Annotated in this window: 18 protein-coding genes and 1 pseudogene; 9 read left to right on the top strand and 10 right to left on the bottom strand. The window is 58.1% G+C overall.

Annotated features, from left to right (window positions below):
• Positions 1 to 1,169, top strand: a 1,169-nt coding sequence (gene tnpC, locus NCR37_RS23400; protein ID WP_250475183.1) for an IS66 family transposase, incomplete at its 5' end; no start/stop codon positions are given.
• 11 nt (positions 1,170 to 1,180) lie between these two features.
• On the opposite strand, the gene NCR37_RS23395 is transcribed toward tnpC, so the two are convergent.
• The 3 genes from NCR37_RS23395 to dapA form a co-directional block, all read right to left on the bottom strand.
• Complete coding sequence (locus NCR37_RS23395; protein WP_250475182.1) at positions 1,181 to 2,071, bottom strand: LysR family transcriptional regulator; 891 nt, start codon at positions 2,069 to 2,071, stop codon at positions 1,181 to 1,183.
• A gap of 144 nt (positions 2,072 to 2,215) precedes the next feature.
• Positions 2,216 to 3,112, bottom strand: coding sequence for a dihydrodipicolinate synthase family protein (locus NCR37_RS23390; RefSeq protein ID WP_284506987.1), 897 nt, complete (start codon positions 3,110 to 3,112; stop codon positions 2,216 to 2,218).
• 178 nt (positions 3,113 to 3,290) lie between these two features.
• Positions 3,291 to 4,199, bottom strand: a complete 909-nt coding sequence (dapA, locus tag NCR37_RS23385) for a 4-hydroxy-tetrahydrodipicolinate synthase (RefSeq protein ID WP_250475180.1) — start codon at positions 4,197 to 4,199, stop codon at positions 3,291 to 3,293.
• Positions 4,200 to 4,547: 348 nt separating this feature from the next.
• On the opposite strand from dapA, the gene NCR37_RS23380 reads away from it, so the two are divergent.
• From NCR37_RS23380 to NCR37_RS23350, 7 genes are all read left to right on the top strand, one after another.
• Complete coding sequence (locus tag NCR37_RS23380; RefSeq protein WP_250475179.1) at positions 4,548 to 5,600, top strand: homoserine dehydrogenase; 1,053 nt, start codon at positions 4,548 to 4,550, stop codon at positions 5,598 to 5,600.
• On the top strand, positions 5,597 to 7,012 hold the full coding sequence (locus NCR37_RS23375; protein ID WP_250475178.1) for an aldehyde dehydrogenase family protein: 1,416 nt from the start codon (positions 5,597 to 5,599) through the stop codon (positions 7,010 to 7,012). The genes NCR37_RS23380 and NCR37_RS23375 overlap by 4 nt, the downstream gene beginning before the upstream one ends.
• Before the next feature lie 320 nt (positions 7,013 to 7,332).
• A complete protein-coding gene (locus tag NCR37_RS23370) occupies positions 7,333 to 7,776 on the top strand; it encodes an Lrp/AsnC family transcriptional regulator (protein ID WP_250475177.1) in 444 nt (147 codons plus the stop codon).
• Between the two features lie 474 nt (positions 7,777 to 8,250).
• A complete protein-coding gene (gene aspA / locus NCR37_RS23365; RefSeq protein WP_250475176.1) occupies positions 8,251 to 9,717 on the top strand; it encodes an aspartate ammonia-lyase in 1,467 nt (488 codons plus the stop codon).
• Between the two features lie 480 nt (positions 9,718 to 10,197).
• Positions 10,198 to 11,673 (top strand): ISNCY family transposase, encoded by a 1,476-nt coding sequence (locus NCR37_RS23360; RefSeq protein ID WP_502800577.1) that lies wholly within the window; start codon positions 10,198 to 10,200, stop codon positions 11,671 to 11,673.
• Between the two features lie 170 nt (positions 11,674 to 11,843).
• Positions 11,844 to 12,101, top strand: a complete 258-nt coding sequence (locus tag NCR37_RS23355) for a type II toxin-antitoxin system ParD family antitoxin (RefSeq protein WP_250475175.1) — start codon at positions 11,844 to 11,846, stop codon at positions 12,099 to 12,101.
• Positions 12,098 to 12,397: a type II toxin-antitoxin system RelE/ParE family toxin gene (locus tag NCR37_RS23350; protein ID WP_250475174.1), complete on the top strand. Its 300-nt coding sequence runs from the start codon at positions 12,098 to 12,100 to the stop codon at positions 12,395 to 12,397. Before NCR37_RS23355 ends, NCR37_RS23350 begins: the two co-directional genes overlap by 4 nt.
• A 553-nt stretch (positions 12,398 to 12,950) precedes the next feature.
• Here NCR37_RS23350 and NCR37_RS23345 read toward each other — a convergent pair.
• From NCR37_RS23345 to kce, 5 genes and pseudogenes are all read right to left on the bottom strand, one after another.
• Positions 12,951 to 13,244, bottom strand: coding sequence for a type II toxin-antitoxin system RelE/ParE family toxin (locus NCR37_RS23345; RefSeq protein ID WP_250475173.1), 294 nt, complete (start codon positions 13,242 to 13,244; stop codon positions 12,951 to 12,953).
• Positions 13,241 to 13,462 (bottom strand): type II toxin-antitoxin system RelB family antitoxin, encoded by a 222-nt coding sequence (gene relB / locus NCR37_RS23340; RefSeq protein WP_250475172.1) that lies wholly within the window; start codon positions 13,460 to 13,462, stop codon positions 13,241 to 13,243. The genes NCR37_RS23345 and relB overlap by 4 nt, the downstream gene beginning before the upstream one ends.
• Positions 13,463 to 13,769: 307 nt before the next feature.
• Positions 13,770 to 15,350: an isocitrate lyase gene (locus NCR37_RS23335; protein WP_250475171.1), complete on the bottom strand. Its 1,581-nt coding sequence runs from the start codon at positions 15,348 to 15,350 to the stop codon at positions 13,770 to 13,772.
• 833 nt (positions 15,351 to 16,183) lie between these two features.
• A pseudogene (locus NCR37_RS23330) lies at positions 16,184 to 16,923 on the bottom strand (beta-ketoacyl-ACP reductase).
• A 103-nt stretch (positions 16,924 to 17,026) separates the two neighbouring features.
• Complete coding sequence (gene kce / locus NCR37_RS23325; protein WP_250475170.1) at positions 17,027 to 17,965, bottom strand: 3,5-dioxohexanoate:acetyl-CoA acetone transferase; 939 nt, start codon at positions 17,963 to 17,965, stop codon at positions 17,027 to 17,029.
• A 166-nt stretch (positions 17,966 to 18,131) separates the two neighbouring features.
• Here kce and NCR37_RS23320 point away from each other — a divergent pair, with 166 nt between their 5' ends.
• Complete coding sequence (locus tag NCR37_RS23320; protein WP_250475169.1) at positions 18,132 to 19,169, top strand: AraC family transcriptional regulator; 1,038 nt, start codon at positions 18,132 to 18,134, stop codon at positions 19,167 to 19,169.
• Positions 19,170 to 19,311: 142 nt separating this feature from the next.
• On the opposite strand, the gene NCR37_RS23315 is transcribed toward NCR37_RS23320, so the two are convergent.
• Complete coding sequence (locus NCR37_RS23315) at positions 19,312 to 20,277, bottom strand: 3-hydroxyacyl-CoA dehydrogenase (RefSeq protein ID WP_250475168.1); 966 nt, start codon at positions 20,275 to 20,277, stop codon at positions 19,312 to 19,314.
• Between the two features lie 731 nt (positions 20,278 to 21,008).
• Positions 21,009 to 21,758 carry a TetR/AcrR family transcriptional regulator gene (locus tag NCR37_RS23310; protein WP_250475167.1) on the bottom strand — a complete coding sequence of 250 codons (750 nt, stop codon included), beginning with the start codon at positions 21,756 to 21,758 and terminating at the stop codon, positions 21,009 to 21,011.
• Positions 21,759 to 22,123: the final 365 nt, after the last annotated feature.

Here is a 22,123-nt window from a genome sequence, read left to right as displayed (position 1 = left end):
GAATCTTCGCTCGGCTTCACGTGGAAAGTCTGCTCGCTTTGCCGTGGAACGGCTGCTCGGTTTGCGTGGAATACGCAGTGGAGCGGCACATTCGCGGCAAATGGGTATGTCGTAACTGTGAGACGCTCATCCAGGCACCCGTACCCTCGCACGTCATCGATAAGGGCATCCCAACCACCGGACTTCTGGCATCGGTCCTCGTCAACAAATTTGCAGATCACCTGCCCCTATATCGCCAGGAGCAGATCTTTGCGCGTGCGGGCCTGGCGATACCGAGATCTACGCTAGGCGCGTGGGTGGGCATCTGCGGCGCGCAGTTGCAGCCATTGGTCGATGCCCTCCATCGAGAGATCTTGAAGGAAGGCGTGTTGCACGCGGACGAGACCCCGGTGCAAATGCTTAGCCCCGGTAAGGGGAAGACGCATCGGGCTTATTTGTGGGCGTATACGCCTACGCAGTTCAGCAACCTTCGCGCGGTGGTGTACGACTTCGCCGGCAGCCGAGCCGGCGAGCATGCCCGCACCTTCTTGACCGGCTGGCACGGCAAGCTGGTATGTGACGACTACGGCGGTTACAAGGCCTCGTTCCTTCAGGGCGTCACCGAGATTGGCTGCGCAGCTCACGCGAGGCGCAAATTCTTCGAGCTGCACGCCAATCACAGCAGCCAGCTCGCTGGGCAAGCGCTACCATTCTTCACTGAGCTCTATGCCATCGAGCGGGATGCCGCGAATCTCGATGCTGATGCCCGCCACCGGCTTCGGCAGAGCCGGGCCAAGCCAGTAAGCGACGCGCTTTACGAGTGGTTGGCTACGCAGCGCAAACTCGTATCCGACGGCTCCGCCATTGCTAAGGCTTTGGATTACAGCCTAAAGCGCTGGCAAGCGCTCACGCGTTATCTCGAAGACGGGCATGTACCAATCGACAACAATTGGGCTGAAAATCAGATACGTCCATGGGCCATCGGCAGGTCCAACTGGTTGTTCGCAGGGTCGCTGCGCGCTGGCCAACGCGCCGCTGCGATCATGAGCCTCCTCCGATCGGCGCAACTCAACGGGCACGAACCTCATGCATACCTCAAGGACATCCTGACCCGCCTGCCGGCCCACAAAGCAAGCGACATCGCAACCTTGCTGCCGCATAACTGGCAGCCTCTCGCGCCCGTCGAGTAATCCATCGTTCGTCAAGACGGGTTCGCTGGCCGCTTACGGATAAGACTGTTCTCGACGATCTCAGTCGAGAGCAGGTAATAGCCGGAGCCATCCTCGGCGAAGCCCATCGGGGCTGCCAACATACCGCTTTCAATTTCGGCTCGTACGAGTTGCCACGGCCCGATTGCTGCTCCAACGCCGGCCGCCGCAGCCTGTAGACTAAAATAGAAGTGTTCGAACGTCTTCGATGTGCACCCTGTCAAGGAAGCACCTGTCAGCTCGCTCCATGTCTGCCAAGCGTCCAGACGCGTCTTTGTGTGGAGGAGCACCGCGGACTCCCGGATGCTTACGCGGGTCCCTGAAATCTCGAAGAATTCGTCGACCAGGTCCGCTCGGCAGACAGGCCCCACCCTCTCTGGAAAGAGGAAAGTTGCCTGTGCTTCCGCGGGCCACAACACGTCGTTTCTTCGTATCGCCATGTCGATCCCGCTCCCGAGAGCAGCTCCGGATGCGGCGACTAGTCGCAGATCGAGGTGCGGGAAAGCCCCCTGTATCCCGGGCAAGTTCGGGATTAGCCAGCGCATCAACAGCGTCGGCTCGCAAGAAAGAGTGAGGGAGGACCGCCCTGCATGTTCGCGAAGGTCACGGCACGCGGAGCCAATCAAGTCAAAACCTTGGCGAACGGCGTAGAACAGTTTCTTCCCTTCGGGCGTGAGGAAGACACCTCTGTTGCGCCGCTCGAACAAACTTACGCCAAGCTCCACCTCGAGAAGGCGAATCGCACGACTAACGGCTCCATGCGTTAGATGAAGTGATAGAGCGGCGCGACTAAAGCTTTCTTCGCGGGCGGCCGCTTCGAAACATCGAAGGGCTTGAAGCGAAGGTACGATCCGCGGTGTATGTTGGAAGGGGGCTTCGTTCAACTTGATAGTGGTCGGAGTCGTCGAAGGCTTGGTTTAATGTTCCCATTAAGGCGAATTGCCGAGCGGCATAGTTCTCCTTGAGCGAGTCGGCTTATTGGCTTGCCCGTGAATCGGATGACATTTTCCCCTCAACCTTGCGAGGTGTTATTCTCGCAACTCCAGTTGTCGAAGTATTTCACGAAGCTCCCTAGCAGCGCCTGTGTCCAGGCCACGCATTGGTAGCGGGAGATTGGGCTCGGAAGCCAACCCCAGTAACACAGCCGCAGTTGCAACGACTCTGATGCTGCCGTTGAATCGTCGAAACATTTCCCACAATGGCTCAAGTCGCGCGGAAAGCTGAGAAGCTAACTCGGAATTACCCGAGAGCGCAGCGCTAGTAAGCGACATACAAGTCTTGGGGAACAGTCCGGCCAAGACGGAATACCATCCATCGCATCCGGCGTTCAACCCTGCAGCCGCGTGAGCGTCTCCACTCACCCCAATGCTCACGCTCTGGGGAATTCGTTCTCGCAGGGCATAGACACGGTCCTTTGCGTCAGCAGGGTTGCCGGGAACACCTGGGATCTTAATAGAAAGCACACGTGGTAGTTGCGCAATGCGACCATGCAGTTCGTCGCTGAAGCTGAAGTTTGTTGTCCCTGGATTGTCGTAAACGCATAGCGGCACGGAAAGCGATCGTGTCACCGCCTCATACAAGCCGTAGACCTCATCATCTGTGAGCTTCTGATATGAGACCGGCGCCAGGAGAACACCGCCCGCGCCGGCCCGCTGAGCGTCTTCCGCTAGCTGTATGACATCTCGTGTACGCAGCGCACCGATTCCAACGATGACCGGGATGCCCTCGGCATTCTGGACGGCAATCTCCGCTACTCGCGCTCGTTCAGCCCGAGTCAGATAGGCGTAACTTCCTGTCGATCCCAGCGCGCCGATGCAGTTTACCCGTGCAGCCGCGAGCCGTCGTACCAGCCGGACGAATGCCGCCTCGTCGATGCTGTCTTCGTTCATAGGAGTCAACGGAAAGGCAGCTAGACCACGAAACATAACTTCTCCTCTTCATGCCAGCATAGCGCCTCACAGCGATACTGACGTTGTATCTTCGCCGCCGTCTCTTGAATCGCTGCGTCAGCCGGCAGACCGGCGGTGTCGCCGTCAAATGGAGAAACGCGACAGGAGAGAAAGCCGAAAGTCGCGGAAAAGCTTTCGCTACGGCAACGTCGAATCAGTCGGCCAATAAGCCGGCTTCCTCGAGGGCATAGCGCAAGCCATCACGGTTCTGCTCCTCTAGCGCGGTGAGTGGAAGGCGAATCCCGCCTTGAATATGACCAAGAGCCTGCAGTGCCCACTTAACCGGGATCGGATTTGCCTCGCAGAAAAGTTGCTTGTGCAACGACAAAAGCTTGAGATGGATGGCGCGGGCTTTGACGGTATCTCCTTGCAAGGCGGCTTGACAGAGTTCACTCATGGCCTTAGGAGCGACGTTTGCAGTGACCGAGATGTTGCCGTGACCACCAAGCAACATAAGCGCAACGGCTGTGGCGTCGTCCCCGCTGAAAACCGAGAAGTGAGCTGGGGCGTACTTGATGAGGTGCGCGGCGCGCTCCAAATTTCCCGTGGCCTCCTTAACGCCGATGATCCCGGGCACTTCTGCTAGACGCAGGATCGTTTCATTGCTCATGTCCGCAACGGTCCGCCCAGGCACGTTGTACAGGATCATTGGGAGGTCGACGGCCTCTGCAATCGTGCGGAAATGGCGATACATGCCTTCTTGTGTTGGCTTGTTGTAGTAAGGCACTACTTGCAGCGTCGCATCCGCCCCGACAGACTTTGAGAGAGCTGAGAGTTCAATTGCTTCTGCGGTCGAATTCGCGCCGGCACCTGCGATGATTGGAATCCGTTTCGCGGCATGCTCCACCGCGACTCTGACCATCATCACGTGCTCATCGACCGAAAGCGTCGCCGACTCCCCGCTTGTGCCCACGACGACCAGCCCATTGGATCCTTCGCGAACGTGCCAGTCAATCAACCTCCGAAACGCAGGCAGATCCAGACTACCGTCGCCCAGCATCGGTGTGACGATCGCGGGGATGCTTCCATGTATCCGCTGGGAGACTTTGGGTTTGTGTGTCATGTCTACTCGTTGTCCCTTTCCAATTTCTGAAATCGCATGGCTACGGCTTCACCGACGCGCCGAAACGGTGACCTTGAACAAGAACTGAATTGGCCAAATGGCGCTCCCGGCCGCAATGCAGAGCTGGCGCGCTGCGACTTGATCGTCGCACCGGGCAGATGTTGACGGGCGCCCGCCAGCCCTTTGTGTCAAGACTTTAGGCCACTTCCCAAGATCCGTCCCAGAGTTCGTCAAAAGACTGGAGCCATTGAGCAAAACGCTCGCAATTTCGATCAGATTGCAACATACAAGCAGGCTGCATCCTTCGCTAACATCAACCGTAGATTCGATAACAGCGAGGAGCTAGACGTGAGTGAGTACAAGGTTGCGCTTATTGGTTTTGGAGGAGTCAATCGTGCGCTGGCACAGCTTGCGGCAGAGAACAACCCCCGGTGGAGGCGCGATCTGGGCTTCGAATTACGCATTGTGGGTGTCAGCGACCTCTATCTTGGCTCCGTCATTTCTCAAGCCGGATTGAACCTGGACGAGCTTTGTGCGATCCCTGCTGAGAGCGGGGCGCTTGCTCGGGTACCGGGCGGGTCGTCGAAGCCATTTACCGAGGAGGTCATTACCCAGAGCGGTGCGGACATCGTTGCTGAAGCGACGTTCACCAATCCCGTCGACGGCCAGCCTGCAACGTCCTACTGTGAGCTTGCGCTAAACGCCGGCATCAGCGTAGTAACCACCAATAAGGGTCCCGTTGCGTTCCACGCACCGCGGCTGCGTAGTCGTGCGGCGGAGCGAGGAGTCGAGTTCGAGTTCGAAGGCGCAGTGATGAGTGGCACGCCGGTTATTCGACTCGCGAAAGAGGCGCTGGCCGGCGCTGAAATCCTCGGGTTTGAGGGAATACTTAATGGCACCTCGAACTTCGTCCTTTCGGGCATGGAGATGGGTCTTAGCTTCGATGAAGCGGTGAAGAAGGCGCAACAGCTTGGCTACGCTGAAGCCGACCCGACCGCTGATGTTGAAGGACATGACGTACGACTGAAAGTCGTTATTCTGGCAAACGAACTCCTGGGTGCGAGCCTCAGACCGGCTGACGTGGCCTGCAAGGGCATCACCGGTCTGACCCAGCAATCTATCGACGATGCCACTGTAAACAATGCGCGTTGGAAATTAATCGGAAGCGCCATGAAGTCTCCTGACGGGGTCGTCACCGCAAAGGTCGAACCGCTGCTGGTCCCGCAGAGCAATGCCCTTGCAAGCGTCGGCGACGCGGTTAACGCGATCACCTTTAAGACCCGCATGCTGGGGGACGTCACAGTGCGCGGCCCTGGCGCAGGGCGCGTAGAGACCGCCTACGCTTTGTTGGCCGACATTATCAGCATCCATCGCAAAAAGTTGGCAGGGGAACAGAAATGACCAGCCTCAGATTCCAACCGTCAAGCACGCCAGATTTCATTTCAGTGACCAGTCCGTTTGACGGCGCGGAGGTTGGCACTGTAGTCAACCTCCCGCCTGAAGCCGCCCCAATTCTCGTTCAAACGGCCAAGGAGGGCGCGGAAATGTCACGCGGTCTTCCGCGACATGAGCGAGCTCGGATACTTGAGGCGTGCGCAGGGCTGGTGGAAGGCGATAGAGACGCTTTCGCCACACTGATCGTAGCGGAGTCCGGAAAGACGCTAAGGCAGGCACAAAAGGAAGTGCTGCGGTGTGTGAACACCCTGAAGTTGTCGGCGGATGAAGCGCGTCGCAACGCTGGGGAGGTCATCCCGTTCAGCTCGTACGTCGGCTCTGAGAACCGACAGGGGTGGTTCACGCGTGAACCGCTGGGCATCATCGTCGCAATCACGCCATACAACGACCCGCTGAACTTAGTGGCGCACAAACTGGGGCCGGCAATCGCAGGTGGGAACGCCGTTATCTTGAAGCCCTCAGAGTTGGCTCCGCTGTCAGCGATAAAGCTGGTCAACTATCTTACCGCGGCCGGGATGCCGTCGAACGTCGTTACCGTGGCAACTGGCGGGGCAGCGCTGGCCGAAGCACTCGTCTCGGCTCGCGAAGTGCGAATGATATCTTTCACTGGGGGCTTCGTGACCGGTGAAAAGATCGCGAGGTCGGCAGGACTAAAGAAGCTAGCGATGGACCTTGGCGGAAATGCCCCGGTCATTGTCATGCCAGACTGCGATCTTGAAGATGCGATCGAATCCTGCGTCTCTGGTGCTTACTGGGCTGCCGGGCAGAACTGCATTGGTACGCAACGCATATTGGTCCACGAAGACGTTTATGAAAGCTTTAAGACGGGCTTTGTCTCGGGAACGAGGGCTCTAAAAGTAGGCGATCCCTCGCAACTGTCAACAGACGTTGGGCCGATGATCACGATGCGGTCGGCCGAGAAGGTGAGGAGCATCGTCGTTGATGCGCTAGAGCGGGGCGCTAAGCTCTTGGCCGGCAATGAACTCAAGGGCTCGCTCTATTCGCCGACAGTGCTTGAGGATGTGAGCTTCGAATGTGATCTCTGGAATCAAGAGATATTCGCGCCAGTTGTTGTTCTTCAAAAGGTCACTTCGTTGAATGAGGCCTTGGTTTTGGCCAACGATCCTGACTACATGCTTCACGCCGGAGTCTTCACCAATGACCTGCAAGTCGCCCTCAAGGCTGCGGCGTCTCTAGACGCAGGGGGAGTCATGATCAACGACTCATCGGACTACCGCTTCGATGCCATGCCTTTCGGCGGGTTTAAGTACGGCAGCTTGGGGCGGGAGGGTGTCCGGTTTGCCTACGAGGACATGACCCAGCCGAAGGTCGTCTGCATCCGTAAGGTAACGGCGTAGACGCTTGTACCGTGGAGCAATCGGCAGCCTCCTGCGTCCTGGGGGCTGCTGCTCTGTTGACCTGCGTTCCCCCAGCGCGCGGAGAAATTCGACGTGCGTACGTTGCTTACGGCATCGCTTTGGCACCGGCAGTAGCCCGCAACTCCCACCGGAACGGTCAGTACCACGCCGTGGCTTGTGCTGCGGGTTCGCAGGCAAAAACGGGGAAATGGTTCCAACGTCTCGCGGATACTATATTACACTATCGAAGCAATATACTATCCAATGGTCCCTTGCGCAGGCCGATAACGGCAGGAGCTTAGAGGGGCGCAGGAGCTCCAATGAAACGCGTACTGGACAGAATCGACGAAAAAATCATCGTGCAGCTCACGACGAATGCACGATCGTCGCACAACGAAATCGCGCATTCGGTGAACCTATCAAGGAACGCTGTGCGCCTGCGGATCGAAAGGCTCGAGCGCGACGGATTCATCGGGGGGTACACGTTGAAGCGCCCTGTTTACGAACGCGACGAGGACGTCGTCCGGGCTCTGATATTCGTCTACCGAAAGGATCGAATGCACAGTGTCGATGTACTACAGAAAGTCCGCTCCGTGCCCGAAATAGTCGCTTGCGATGTTATGAGCGGAGAAATGGATTTGGTGCTTCACATTGAGGCATCGAGCGCGTCGCGGGTTCATAGGATATGGCATGACGTTTCGGCGCTGCCTGAAGTTTTGAACACCGTGACCTCGTTCGTTCTCACTCGGGCAAAGGCGTCTTAGAGAAGCAAAAAGGACTTGAATCTACGGGTAGCCGCACAGTTATATGAAGCGGCAATCCGGTTTGGTCGGCCATTCGCAGCTTGCCGATTCAATCGGTGCTAGTGCGCCAGGCTATTATCTGCGCTCATTCGAAACGCGCTTGGGCACTAAAGCGGAGGTTGGCCGTTCGAAACGCAGCACCTGCCGGACGTTGATTCAATGCTGTTTCCTATGCGGTCTCTCCCGGACGGAGCACCTGATAATGATCCGGCAATCAGCGCCTCCCATCTTTAGTCATGACGAGCAAGCTGGTAATGAACGAAAGTCACGTTGCAGCGTGTAAAGATGACGAGGCAACTACCATCAGTACATGCCATTCAGCGAAAACAAACGCCGTTGTCCGCCCCCACATCTCGATATGACTTGTAGCTATGCGGACAGGAAAAAGTGCTGTTTTCTTATGCTGTTGAATTGGCGCGCGTATGAGAGGAATGAATGAAAAGCGCAGGATTTCGGTTCGAGCATGATCTCCTCGGAACGCGGAACGTACCGTGCGAGGTGTATTACGGCGTTCACACATTGCGAGCAAAAGAGAATTTCCAGATCTCTGGAGTGACGGTATCCGCGTTTCCTGAGCTTATAGTCGCGCTTGCATCAGTTAAGCAAGCGGCTGCCGAAGCAAACGCCGAACTTGGACTACTCCAACCTGCGCTCAGGAACGCCATCGTCTCTGCCTGCGTGGAGGTCCGCGAAGGCCGGCTGCATGAGCATTTCGTAGTCGACGTTGTTCAGGGGGGGGCCGGCACCTCCACCAACATGAACGCGAATGAGGTCATCTGCAATCGAGCGCTTGAACTGATGGGGTTCGCTAAGGGCGACTATGAGCACCTGCATCCGAACGAGCATGTCAACATGGCGCAAAGCACGAATGACGTTTATCCAACAGCACTGCGAATTGCAACATATTTCGCTATCGAGCACCTTGTGGAAGCTATGACATCGCTACGGACGGCATTCGCCCGCAAGGCAGTGGAGTTCTCGGGCTTTCTTAAGGTCGGCAGGACGCAGCTTCAAGACGCGGTGCCTATGACTCTTGGTCAAGAATTCTCTACTTACGCTGTTATGGTGGACGAAGACATCGCGCGGCTTCGAGAAGCCTCCTCGCTCATAACAGAGATAAACTTGGGTGCAACTGCTATTGGAACAGGAATCACGGCCCATCCATGTTACGCAGCAAAAGCAGTGCAGGCGCTGGCGCGCATAACCGGCGTTCCATTAGTGGCCGCGCCGAATTTGGTTGAGGCGACCCAAGATTGTGGGGCGTTCGTGCAGATATCGGGCATACTCAAACGCATAGCGGTCAAACTCTCAAAAACCTGTAACGACTTGCGGTTGCTGTCGAGCGGCCCGCGTGCAGGTCTGAACGAGATCAACCTTCCCGCAATGCAAGCTGGTTCGTCTATTATGCCGGGGAAGGTAAATCCAGTCATCCCAGAGGTGGTCAATCAAGTAGCATTTGAAGTATTTGGAAACGACATGACGGTGACGTTTGCGGCAGAAGCTGGGCAGCTTCAGCTTAATGCTTTCGAGCCGATTATCGCAAGCGCACTTTTCCGGAGCTTCAAGCATCTGACGGCGGCCTGCACAACGCTTGCCAATAAATGCATCAATGGAATAACAGCGAATGCTGACCATCTTCGGGAAACGATGGACAGGTCGCTCGCTCTCGCGACTGCACTCAACCCATATATCGGTTACAAGAACGCGACGTCCGTTGCAGCGGAGGCACACGCCAAAAATCTGAGCATCCGAGATGTCGTAGTGCAGCGACGACTGATGAGCGAGGCGGAATTGAGCCAGGCACTTCGCCCCGAAGCCCTTATCCAACCGAGTGCCCATGGCTGGCCAATTGCGTCTACAGAGCCTGCGCAGTCCGAACAGCCGGATGGTCCGAATTACTAGGATAGAGGAACGGAGGTCGCGGCCGCGCGACATCTGTTGAAGGGGTGCAACGAGGCGCTTGCCTCACTTGAAGCGCGAGCGGCTCTTAAGCAATCCATCGTGGGCGGTCGACTTGCGGTACAGCTGTAAGCGTCGACCCGCTTGCCGGCTTCCGAAGCGGCTCGCGCACTCAGCGGGTTATTTTACTGGTTTCAGTGGGGGCAAATCCTTGGGAGAAGGCGCCTCTAACGACTCGAGAACATCGCGGCTTCCGTGGACGCATAGTCGGCCAGCACTATGGCTGTCACAATGGCTCGGTCAAAGTCGCTCCAAAACCGAGAAGCGCTCGTTTGTGCATCCAATAGTGATCGGCGTAGTTGACATAATGAACATTATCGGCATTTATCGTGTAGGTCCCAAGTTCAGATGTCGTGTTTCTGCTAAGTAGAGATGTCGCATTTTGCCGTAGGTTCGTGGCCAAGCGTTTCTGGAGCGCGGACCATGAACACGACTGGGACCATCACGATGTCGATGCGCGAACTGGACCGTCTCAAGGTGATTCAGGCCGTTGCCGAGCACCGGCTCAAGCCAGGGCGTGCCGCCGAACGGCTGGACTTGAGTGTGCGGCAGGTCGAGCGGCTGGTGCTGCGCTATGGCGCTGACGGCGCACGCGGTCTAGTATCGGGTAAGCGCGGGCGCGCGAGTAATCATCGGCTGCCTCATGGTGTGGCGCAGCGCGCGATCACCTTGATCCGCGAGCGTTATACGGACTTCGGCCCGACGCTGGCGTGCGAGAAGTTACGGGAATGCCACGGCATCGAACTGGCCGTCGAGACGATCCGCTCCCTGATGACCGCGGCGGGCCTTTGGGTGCCTCGCAAACAGCGCCCGCCGCGGATTCACCAGCCGCGCAACCGCCGCGCGTGTCTTGGCGAGTTGATCCAGATTGATGGCAGCGATCACCGCTGGTTCGAGGATCGTGCGCCGGCGTGCACGCTGCTGGTATTCATCGACGATGCGACGGGCCGGCTGATGACGCTGCACTTTACTGCGACCGAGTCGACCTTCAGCTATTTCGAGGCGCTATCGAAGTATCTGCACGCACATGGCAAGCCAATCGCGTTCTATAGCGACAAGGCCAGCGTCTTCTACGTCAAGAACCGCTCACAGACCGCTGGCAAGGGCGTGACGCAGTTCGGGCGGGCCTTGTACGAACTGAACATCGACGCGTTCTGCGCGAATACGAGTCAGGCCAAGGGGCGCGTTGAGCGCGCCAATTTGACCTTGCAGGACCGGCTGGTCAAGGAATTGCGCTTGCGCGGGATCAGCACCTGGGAAGCGGCCAACGCTTATGCGCCCTGCTTCATTGCTGATTTCAATCAACGCTTCGGCAAGCCGCCACGCAGCAACCACGATGCCCATCGGCCGCTGCGCGCCGACGACGATTTGACGCAACTGCTGGCGCATCGCGTCTGGCGTAAGGTCACACACGCGCTGACGGTGCAATACGACCGCGTAATGTATCTGCTGGAAGACACGCCTGCCAATCGCCTATTGATTCACCAGCAAGTCGAGGTGGTCGAGTATCCGAGTGGCTGCGTCGAGGTTCAGGCTGGCGGCGAGGTGCTTTCTTGCGGCACTTACGACCGTATTGCGAGAATTGATCAGGGTGCGGAAGTCGACAACAAGCGCTTGGCGCACGCACTCGAAGCTGCACGGTTGATGCAAGCTAAACGAGACGATCGTCGGTCGTGCGATGCACCGTCACGCACGCATCGCGGCGAACAGGTTCGCGCCAAGAAGGCGCTTGAAGGACTGAAGAAGCAACGCGCGCTGAGCATCGCAGACCTGAACGAAGCGATTCTCGAAGTCAGCGCAAAAACAATCAGGAAACGGGGGCCGGCTGCGCCGCCCCAACCCCACAACCTCAAGGCAAGCAAGCAAAGCATCTATTCGAAACCCGACATCTCTACTTAGCAGCAACCCCGACATTTGAACTTAGCGGCAACATATCGAGGCGCATACTTATGCTTGTGACGCTGATCGGTTTCCCGTGAAACAATCACGGATGACTCCATTCCGGCATTGCGCTTGATAATAGTTGATAAGCGGTATAATATCGCGATGTCGACCGGAGGACCGAAACCATGATTAGCGCGGACTTGGGACAGCAGCTCGAGGGATACATTACAAAGCTCGTCGAGACGGGCCGCTATGGCTCAAAAAGCGAAGTGTTGCGCGAGGGGGTGCGACTCATTCAGGACCGGGAGACACAGTTAGCCGCTTTGGACACCGTCATCGAACGCGGAATTGCTGATTCAGACGCGGGCCGAGGCAAGCCCGCCGATGAAGTATTCGACCGGCTCGAAGCAAAGTATAAGGCGATGGCCAATCGAAACGCATGATCGTCCGCATCCTGCCTGACGCCGAGGCGGAACTAGAAGCGATCGGCGATTACATCGCCCGCGACAATCCGCAGCGCGCCTTGAGCTTCGTTCGCGAACTGCGTGACAAGTGCATGAGCCTGGCAGACATGCCACGCGCCTACCCGCTGGTGCCGCGCTATGAGGATCGCGGTGTCCGGCAACGGGTCCACGGTAGCTACCAAATCTTCTATCGGGTCACCGGATACCCTGAGCGCATCGACGTAATCCACGTTATAAACAGCGCGCGGGACATTGCCGCGATCCTTTTCCCATAGCCCCCGTCGGGGAGCGCGAAGCGGGGTAGGCGCGTATGTCAGGCGCCACTGAAAGCGGATGGCGTTCTAAGCATCGCTGCTATTGACGATCGAGTGCGCTAGTTCGTCGTCGACGACTAACGGTGAGACGCGGACGGTCACAGGAAGGACTCGACTCACCGGGGGCGTCGCCTCGTTGCCACGGTCGTCGTCCTCGAGAGATCACAGGCGCATCATTGTCGCCGCAGCCAGTACACAACGAAGGCACGCAGCGCCGCGAAGTCATTGCGGGTGTCCGGCGCCCCGCTCTTAGCGAAGGTCTGCGGCATCTTGGCGGACGCACTTTTTCGTCGTAAGGACGCCCGCCTGGTCCCGACGTAGACGCCCTACCCCTCCTTCACCCAGTTACCGCAATGGTGATAATACGAATTATCACCATTGAATACAGCGAGAGGGCGCCGATTTGCAGTTCGGGCGGGCGATTTCACAAAGGACGCATCGGCAATTCGGCGGCTCGGCCGCAGACGAACTGCTGCCATGCGGCGGACGCCCCGGAAGTTCCAAAACGGCGGACTCAATCCGCGGTCGGAGGGTACAGCTTTCGGGCGTGAGTAAAGTCCACGACTTCGATACAGCCGTCGGAGACCTGATAGATCGCGATGTAGTTCGGGTGGGAGACGATTTCGTAGGTGCCGGGAACGCGCCCGGGTGTCCCGGAAAGCGGAAAATAGGAAACGGGACGGAGGGAATTCTCGACGGCGTCAAACAGCCTGAGCGCCGCTGCCGGGCTGCGCTCGGCGATGTACCGTATGTAGCCGAGGAAGACTTCGCGTGCTTCGTCGGCCCAGACGATCTGTAGTGGAGTCAACGGCGGTGCTTCTCCTGCTCGGCTTCAATGATCGCGCGTGCCTCGTCCATCACCTTGTCGTGCGGCACTCTCGGCTTGGTGCTGCTGCGGGCACGCGCGACCCGCTCGCGTAGCGCTCGGTCAAACGCTTCCGATTCTTCGGCGGTATCGTGCTCGTGGACATATGGATCGAGCTGGGTTCCCATATCAATCACCGGTTCCAATTGTTCCGTGATCATACTCCGCCTCGGGAGGCTGCGAGTATGTGCGTCAGTACGACGTCTTGTCTAATGATTCGTGTTGGCCCGCGATCGCCCGCCGCCGACGGCCCCTTGCCCGAAACGGCTGCGCTCTCCGCCGAGGCGTCGTCCAAGCATTAGCGCAGGTTCTGGCCCGACTGCCCTTACGCGGCGCTCGTCCGCCGCTTCGCTTCGTTTGGCACCCTCCGGATACAAGTGCGCAGGCCTCTCCAACGTCAATCTCGGTGCCGAATAGACGAAACGCCGACCCATATAGGTCGGCGTTTCTATCGGGCGCCCAAGACTTTCAGAACTGATTCATGGTGTTGTCTTTGCCTGCCGCTTTCAACGCCGCTTCGCCGCTGAAATACTCTTTGTGGTCATCACCGATGTCCGAGCCCGACATGTTCTGGTGCTTCACGCAGGCGATGCCTTCTCGGATTTCCTTACGCTGCACGCCGGCCACGTAGCCGAGCATCCCTTGGTCGCCAAAGTATTCCTTGGCCAGGTTGTCGGTCGACAATGCGGCAGTGTGGTATGTCGGCAGCGTAATGAGGTGGTGGAAGATGCCTGCTTCGCGCGACGCATCGGCTTGGAACGTCCGGATCTTCTCGTCAGCAAGCGTCGCAAGTTCGGTCTGGTCGTACTCAGCGCTCATCAGCTGTGCGCGGTCGTATTTCGACACGTCCTTGCCCGCCGCCTTCATTGCGTCATACGCCTGCTGGCGGAAGTTGAGGGTCCAGTTGAACGACGGGCTATTGTTGTACACCAGCTTCGCATTCGGAATAATCTTGCGGATCTCGCTGACCATGCCGCCGATCTGGGCGATGTGCGGCTTTTCGGTTTCAATCCACAGCAGATCGGCGCCGTTCTGCAGCGCGGTGACGCAATCCAGTACACAGCGCGCTTCGCCCGTGCCTGGGCGGAACTGGAACAGGTTGCTCGGAAGGCGCTTCGGACGCAGCAGCTTGCCGTCGCGCTTGATGATTACGTCACCGTTGCCCAGTTGGTCGGCCGACAATTCTTCGCAATCAAGGAACGAGTTGTATTGGTCGCCAAGGTCGCCCGGGGCGTTAGTCACAGCAATCTGCTTCGTCAGGCCAGCACCCAGCGAGTCGGTGCGCGCAACGATGACGCCGTCGTCCACGCCCAGTTCAAGAAATGCGTAGCGAATGGCGCGGATCTTAGCCAAGAAGTCTTCGTGTGGCACGGTGACCTTGCCATCCTGGTGACCGCATTGCTTTTCGTCGGACACCTGGTTCTCGATCTGGATGCAACACGCGCCCGCCTCGATGAACTGCTTGGCCAGCAGGTACGTCGCTTCGGCGTTGCCGAAGCCAGCGTCGATGTCGGCAATGATAGGCACGACGTGCGTGACGTGGTTGTCGATCTTCTTTTGAATTGCGGTCTTCGCGGCGCCTTCAGCAGCGTCGAGCTGACGGAAGAGGCCTCCGAGTTCGCGCGCGTCAGCTTGACGGAGGAATGTGTACAGCTCGCGGATCAGACCGCTGACGGAGGTCTTTTCGTGCATCGACTGGTCAGGTAGCGGGCCAAACTCGGAGCGCAGCGCCGCAACCATCCAGCCCGACAGATAGAGGTAGCGTCGCTCGGTGCTATCGAAATGCTTTTTGATCGAGATCATCTTCTGCTGACCGATGAAGCCGTGCCAGCAGCCCAGCGACTGAGTGTACTTCGAGGAGTCGGCGTCGTACGCAGCCATGTCGGCGCGCATGATCTTGGCCGTGTACTTGGCGATGTCAATGCCCGTCTTAAACCTATTCTGAGCGCGCATGCGAGCTGCGTACTCAGGATTGATTGCATCCCACGCGCTGCCGTGGATCTCTTTTAAGCCAGCAACTGCCTTGATGTCGTCTTGGTACTGCGGCATGTGAAGCTCCTAAGTTGAGTGTCGACGAAATGATTTAGTTGTGCGCTAAGCGGAGTTGACAACATGACCAATAGTACCGGTGCCGGACGAGTTTTTAAACGAGTCTTATATAAGACATAAGACGTATAATCGTCTTTGAAATCAAGCGGGTAGCGTTGGCCTTGTCGTAATGCGGTACGGGATTCCAACACTCGCAAGATCCATTTCGACGAAATCCCAGGGACGTTGCACATTGCGAGAAGCCCTTTCGCGCGTCCGGAGTGAGCAAGAACGCGCTAATCACGGCAAGGCGGCTTGACAACGACTCCGAAGGTGCCAACGCCTGGCATGATCAGCAGTCAAATCGCTTTGTGACCGGCTCATAAAGACAACGAGCTTCGCAACACAAGGTGACCGGCATGTTGATGCATGATAAGGAGGTCAAACTGACGGAACCGCGGACAGGGGTAAGTGGACGGGCGTCCTGTTGCAACGCCAATACCATGCGCTTGCTACGAACGAGAAGCCGAGGGGACTGTAAGCACTACCCGAGCAGCCATCCCTACATGTGAAAAAAGGGCCGGCGGTTGAGCCGGCCCGAAGATTCTGACATGCGAGATCGCTGTCAGAACCTGAGAGACCGCGAGCGTTGCACGCCGTGTCGTTTACCAGCATCAGCGCTTGTTGCGTTCCATTGGTTAGCTTGACGACTTTCGGACGTTGAGAGCAGGCAAAGACCTGGAAATCGTCGAATCGACGCGTTGCCGACAAATGACCTTTGTTGCTCACCGCCTTGCAGTGACCGCGCGCACTTTCGACGCGGCTGTTACATGTCTATACGCTCATAGCGGATGTCAGAGCGTCATGCCGCCCGAAGCTTCAATGACCGCGCCGTTGATGTAAGCCGCTTCGTCGCTCGCTAGAAATGCGTAGACATTTGCAATTTCCTCCGGCTTGCCGAGGCGTCCCAGTGGTACCTGGGCGCGCATCTTTGCGAGCACCTCTTCTGGAACCGTGGCGAGGATCGGCGTGTCGACAAAACCCGGGGCAACTGCGTTCACGCGAACGCCCTTTGGACCTAGTTCGCGGCTCCACGTCTTTGTGAATCCGATCACACCGAACTTCGCGGCGGCGTAATTGGTCTGGCCGAAGTTGCCGTAGATGCCGACAACCGAACTCGCATTCAGGATGACGCCAGAATGTTGCGCGACCATGTAGTCCGCCACCGCCTGCGACGCGTGGAATACGGCGCGCAGGTTAACATCGATGACCGCATCGAACTGCTCGAGAGTCATCTTCTGCAGGCGCGCATCGCGCGTGATCCCGGCGTTGTGACGAGCACGTCAATCCGTCCGTACCGCTCGCGCACCGTCGCCACCATCTCGTCAACGCTCGCCCGATCCGCCATGTCCAGGCTGAACCCACTTGCCTGCCCGCCCGCTTCGCGGCAGGCATCAGCGACGCTAGTGACGGCATCTCGGTTGACATCGCACGCGGCGACTATGGCGCCTTCGCGGGCGAACTTCATAGCTGTCGCCGCGCCGATGCCTTGTCCTGCTCCTGTGATAATCGCAACTTTTCCCTGTAACCGCATCGTCTCGACTCCTTTTTGTTCGTACGTTCATCAGTGGACGACCGCTGACGTCGACCGCCGGCCTCGGCTATCGTGCTTAGGTCTGCTCGGTGTCAGTGTTAGCTCATGGCGAGACCTTGTCCCGGCCCTTCAAACCGAGCATCTCCCGCGCATCGTCGGGCGTCGCGATTTCGAACGACAGGTCTTCAAGGATGCGCCGGATCTTGCGCACCTGCTGCGCGTTCGACTCCGCCTTTACGCCCTTCGCGATATACACGCTGTCCTCCAGTCCCACGCGCACGTTGCCGCCCATAATCGCGCCCATCGTCACGAGCGACATTTGGTGACGCCCTGCGCCGAGCACGGAGAACTGGTAGTTTTCGCGCCCAAAGAGCCGGTCAGCCGTCGAGCGCATGACGGTCATGTTCTCGGGGTCTGCGCCCATGCCTCCGAGTATTCCGAAAACCGACTGAATAAAGAACGGCGGCTTTACGAGCCCTTCATCAACGAAATGCGCAAGGCTGTATAGATGCCCAAGGTCATAGCACTCGAATTCGAAGCGTGTGCCCCTTCCCCCGAGTTCCAGCATGATGTGCTTGATATCCTTGAAGGTGTTTCGGAAGATCATATCCTCCATGCCTTCAACGTAGTCCTTCTCCCAGTCATAGCGCCACGATGTAATCTTCGACGCAAGCGGATGAATCGAGAAGTTCATCGAACCCATGTTGAGCGAGCACATTTCCGGCGCCGCCAGTAGCGGATACGCCAGACGTTCGCTGAGCGTCATGCGCGTGCTGCCGCCCGTCGTGATGTTAATCACCGAATCGGTCACCGCCGCGATCTGCGGGACGAACTGGCGAAACACGTCGGGGTTTGGCGTGGGGCGTCCGTCCTTCGGATCGCGCGCGTGAAGATGGATGATGGCCGCGCCGGCTTTGGCCGCTTCAATGGCCTGCGTGCAAATATCAGACGGAGTGAGTGGCAGATGCTCGGACATCGACGGCACGTGCGTCGCGCCTGTGACCGCGCACGTAATGATGACCTTGCGGCGTTTGCTGTTCATTAGGCGTCCCTCCTATCTCTATCTTTCGAGCCCCGGCATTCATTGCGCGCGGCATCTTGTAAAGGCGATGTTAGTTGGATAGCATCAAGCGGGAAAGGTCCGTTTCGGACGCGCGGAAGTCCGCCGAGGACAACCGGAAATTCCGCAAGAGCAGAACGGAGATGCCGTGATAACTACGCGACCGCCGTACAACGAGCGCATCTACGCGCCGTACAAGATCGCCGCGCTTGTGGAGGTGCTATCAGAGCAAGGCGTTCCGCCCGTCGACATATTGCGCGGGACCAACTTGCATGCCGACCAGATTTACGATGCCGGAGTGCTGGCATCGATCGCGCAATATGCGACGGTATGTAGGAACGCAGTTTCGTTTTCGGGCGAGCCGGATACACCGTTTAAAGTCGGCATGCGGCTGCATCTCTCCGCTTACGGCATGTACGGATACGCGCTGATGTCGTGCCTCTCGCTGCGCGAATACTTCGAGCTTGGCGTGAGGTACCACCGTCTGGCGACGCCTACGGTGGCGATTCGATGGGTCGAATATCCAGATAAGGTTGTATGGACGTTCCCCGATTTGTTTGTTTCCAGCCCGTCGCGCGAGCTGCGCGAGTTCATGATCGAACAGCAGTACATGCAGCATGTCACCCATCTACAGGACGTAGCCGGAAGCCGCTGCCCGCCAGTCAAGGCGTGCTTCTCGTACCCTGCCCCCGCCCATGCTGACTTGTACTTCAAGTATCTGGAATGCCAATGCTTTTTCGATCAGCCGGAATGTGAACTGATCTACGACAGCGCCATTCTCGAGCGCAAGCCGCAACTTGCGCACAAGCTCACGGCCACCCTATTGCGTGATACGTGCGATCGGTTGATCGGGCAGGCGAAAACGTCGTCGGGGGTTGCGGGGGAGGTCTATCAGATACTGATGAGTACGCCTAGCAACTTCGCTGGGATGGAAGCTGTAGCGCGGAGGCTGAACATAACGACGAGAACTCTGCGCCGGCGCCTGGAAAGCGAAGGCACGTCGTTCCTCACAATCGTCGATGACGCGCGCAGCTCGCTCGCGCTCGAATATCTGAAGGCTACGAAAATGAGCACCGACGACGTGGCGACGCTGCTCGGCTTTAGCGATGCCGCGAACTTTCGGCGCGCGCTAAAGCGCTGGACCGGCAAAGGCCCGAGAGAACTGCGGCGTAAGTGCGCGTGGTGAGATGCGTTCAAGTGAACGCATCCGTTCGCGCGGGTCCCGGCGCCACGTCGGTGCCATGCCCCAAATGCACCGTACAAATGCGCGCAAGCGCTTTTCTGGCGACGCGTCTAACGTCCAGTTCAGTGGCTAAGAGGGCGCGCCACTACGCAGTTGAGTCACCGCCGTTCCGACTTATTGCATCCAACGCACGTCTATGCGCCAACAATGCCATCAGCCGACGGTCGCGCCAGCGGCTGCGTTCTTCGATGAGATCGCGTGCCAGCACCTCGCGGCGCTCGGCATCGACTTTGCTTAGCGTTTCGGCGTTCCAGTCAAACGGCACGCGCGTCACCGAGATCGTGCGGTACGTCGCGCCGTAACGCGACGCGTAATCGGCGACTCCGCCGGGCGCGTTCAGGTCGATCGTTTCGAACGGTCCCATAAACGACCATCGCATCGCAAGGCCGTCGCGCATCACCGTATCAAGATCGGCGGCGCTTGCATAGCCGTGTTCGTAAAGGCTTAAGGCTTCGTCAAGCACGGCGCCTTGCAGGCGGTTGAGCAAGAAGCCCGAAATCTCGCGATTGACGACCACAGGCTTTTGTCCCGCTTCCTCGTATACCGCGCGGGCACGCTGCAACGTTTCGTCAAGCGTCCAGGGCGCACCGCACAGCTCTACAAGCGGGACCAGCGACGGGGGATTCACAGGATGCGCCACGAGACAGCGGGAGCGGCCAAGAAGTCCTTCGGTGAAAGTCGATACTGGCAGGCCCGAAGTCGAACTCGCGAGTAACGCGTCGGGCTTGGTGAGGGCGTCGAGCTCTGCGAAGAGAGCGTGCTTTGCCTGGACCAGCTCGGCGATGTTCTCCTGCACGAGGTCCGCATCCGCGACGGCCTCGGCGAGGGTATCGCAGGCCCTGATTCGCGCGACGATTGAATCCACCGATTCGTCGATCAGCCCGAACGACGCCAGATCGGCCACGCTCTCACAAATGGCGGGGAGCGCACCGGCCAGCATGTCAGGTGCAGCATCGTGGATCCTGACTTGGGCGCCGCTTCTGGCAAACACGATGGCCCACGCCCGGCCGATACGGCCTGAACCAATCACCGCGACCGTTCTAGCTTGCATTCGATTCATCCTCGATGGTTTATCAACGTCATTACACGCGGCCCAGTTTTGCTTGTCGGTCCCGCTCCTGATTACATCAGTCACCCACTCGGGCTGTTGTCGCAGTTTCGTGCGCCTTGTCGCTCAACGCCAGACGAAGTGTCGGATCGCTGTGATGACGCTCCGCGCGTCTGGCAACCAGCCTGAAAGAGAGAATGAGACGGAGATATGCGCGTCGGACGCGAGGTCAGACAACAGCACCGGTCGCCTAGGATGGAAGTCGACTGCGTGCGGCGTATCAACCACTCCCTGCTTCATTGCGTCTGCCCCTCGTCAGACGTCCGGCCTAGTGGTAGTTTCGTCAGCGGCGGACAGGACACCCACCGTGTGCACTCGTCTCCTGTCGCCAGCGGGAGCATCCTTAGCGCACGCGAACCATCTGAGAATCGAATGAATTCCGCTTCCGACCCGTCGCTGCGACCACCGGCGATCCGGCTAAACCGGCTAAAGCTGAATTCCAGGTCGCCCTCGCGCAATACCGCTAGACACCGATCGATTGTCGAATCAGTGTCCGCAGCAAGCCGGTTCAGCAGGATCATCGCAATGTCGGCGTCGTATGTCATGCTAGCCTTGGTTGTATCTCAGCGGACGCGAAGACGGGAGCATGCAACGAGACTTACCATCTTGGGTCTGAGAAGGGTAGGTCACCAGCCCGAAGCGCTCGTCGTGAACCTAGTGGGGGTTGCGACGCGCTAGGTCCGTTTCGTGCCCCTCTTGCGAGAATCTGATTTCGGGGCAGTTGAAGCAGCGTCACGTCTAGCAACGGCCATGAACCCCCCCTCCAGAAATTGGCACAGGTTGTCGGTGAGCGACCCGATCCTTCGGGAGTCAAAGCGGCCCATCGAAAGGGTTTCGATCCTGTCAGGCCTCGCGCAGACGGTGACCATCGCTCCAAGCAGGAAGAAGAACGCCTGGTGCAGGCTGTTACTGGAAAGTTCAGGCAAGCTCCGCTGGATTTCGCCGACATATTCACGAGCCACGGTATTAAAGTGCTTGTCAGTGAGCTCGCTCCATTCAGCGTTAGTAGAAACGGCGGCGATCAGTCGGGTGTAATTGCGCCATCCCTCCTCTTCATGCGCCGCTCGGTCCATGATAGTCGCCACGAAGCTCTCAATGAGCTGTCGCAGCGCTATCGGTCGTCCCCCGCTTGACGCTCGCAGGTCCTCTAGCCGCTCCATTCGATCGTTGTTCAACACGCTCGCGCGTCGCGCAAGCACGTGATCCAGCAATTCAGTCTTCGTACCGAAGTGGTACCCGATAAGGGCAAACTGGCATTCGACGAGGTTAGCGATATCCCTGATCGAAGTTGCGTGGAATCCTTTGTCAGCGAACAGCTGCTCAGCGCAATCCAGAATGCGCTGCCGGGTTACCTCACTTTCCGCTCGGCGTTGGGGGGTACGTGGGCGGGCTTCGGTGGTCATGTTGGTTGCGGAAGTAGTCATTGTCTCCATCGTATCCCCTTTATGCTCCAAAACCCGCACTCGTCCGGAAAGCCGTTGACAACGAATCTTATACATACGTATAGTCAATTGCAAGAGGAGACGTTCCGGTAATTGAGCGTGCAGTGCTTGCCGGAATCAGGACGCATCAACGCGAGCCTTCGCAAGGATCTGCGCCTGTATTAGTCATAGAAATTTACCCAAACGTGAACGCACTCGTGACGCAATTCCCGCATTGGCAGGAGGCGGCGATCATTCTATGAACCGCGGAATCCGGAACTTTTCAACAGCCGTCGAAAGGCGTCATGCTAAAGGGGCGCAAAACATGACTGCGATACAGCACGCCAGATCGGCGCTTCGAACCGCTT

The sequence above is a fragment of the Caballeronia sp. GAFFF1 genome, assembly GCF_023630705.1.
Classification (GTDB): Bacteria; Pseudomonadota; Gammaproteobacteria; order Burkholderiales; family Burkholderiaceae; genus Caballeronia.
This window is presented reverse-complemented; position numbering and strand designations above follow the sequence as displayed.

Excerpts from the sequence above, each read along its gene's own strand:
- NCR37_RS23390 (WP_284506987.1), bottom strand. The coding sequence starts at position 3,112 with ATGTTTCGTGGTCTAGCTGCCTTTCCGTTGACTCCTATGAACGAAGAC.
- NCR37_RS23375 (WP_250475178.1), top strand. The coding sequence starts at position 5,597 with ATGACCAGCCTCAGATTCCAACCGTCAAGCACGCCAGATTTCATTTCA.
- NCR37_RS23315 (WP_250475168.1), bottom strand. The coding sequence starts at position 20,277 with ATGCAAGCTAGAACGGTCGCGGTGATTGGTTCAGGCCGTATCGGCCGG.
- aspA (WP_250475176.1), top strand. The coding sequence starts at position 8,251 with ATGAAAAGCGCAGGATTTCGGTTCGAGCATGATCTCCTCGGAACGCGG.
- NCR37_RS23350 (WP_250475174.1), top strand. The coding sequence starts at position 12,098 with ATGATCGTCCGCATCCTGCCTGACGCCGAGGCGGAACTAGAAGCGATC.
- NCR37_RS23355 (WP_250475175.1), top strand. The coding sequence starts at position 11,844 with ATGATTAGCGCGGACTTGGGACAGCAGCTCGAGGGATACATTACAAAG.
- relB (WP_250475172.1), bottom strand. The coding sequence starts at position 13,462 with ATGATCACGGAACAATTGGAACCGGTGATTGATATGGGAACCCAGCTC.
- NCR37_RS23310 (WP_250475167.1), bottom strand. The coding sequence starts at position 21,758 with ATGACTACTTCCGCAACCAACATGACCACCGAAGCCCGCCCACGTACC.
- kce (WP_250475170.1), bottom strand. The coding sequence starts at position 17,965 with ATGAACAGCAAACGCCGCAAGGTCATCATTACGTGCGCGGTCACAGGC.
- NCR37_RS23360 (WP_502800577.1), top strand. The coding sequence starts at position 10,198 with ATGAACACGACTGGGACCATCACGATGTCGATGCGCGAACTGGACCGT.
- NCR37_RS23335 (WP_250475171.1), bottom strand. The coding sequence starts at position 15,350 with ATGCCGCAGTACCAAGACGACATCAAGGCAGTTGCTGGCTTAAAAGAG.
- dapA (WP_250475180.1), bottom strand. The coding sequence starts at position 4,199 with ATGACACACAAACCCAAAGTCTCCCAGCGGATACATGGAAGCATCCCC.
- NCR37_RS23370 (WP_250475177.1), top strand. The coding sequence starts at position 7,333 with ATGAAACGCGTACTGGACAGAATCGACGAAAAAATCATCGTGCAGCTC.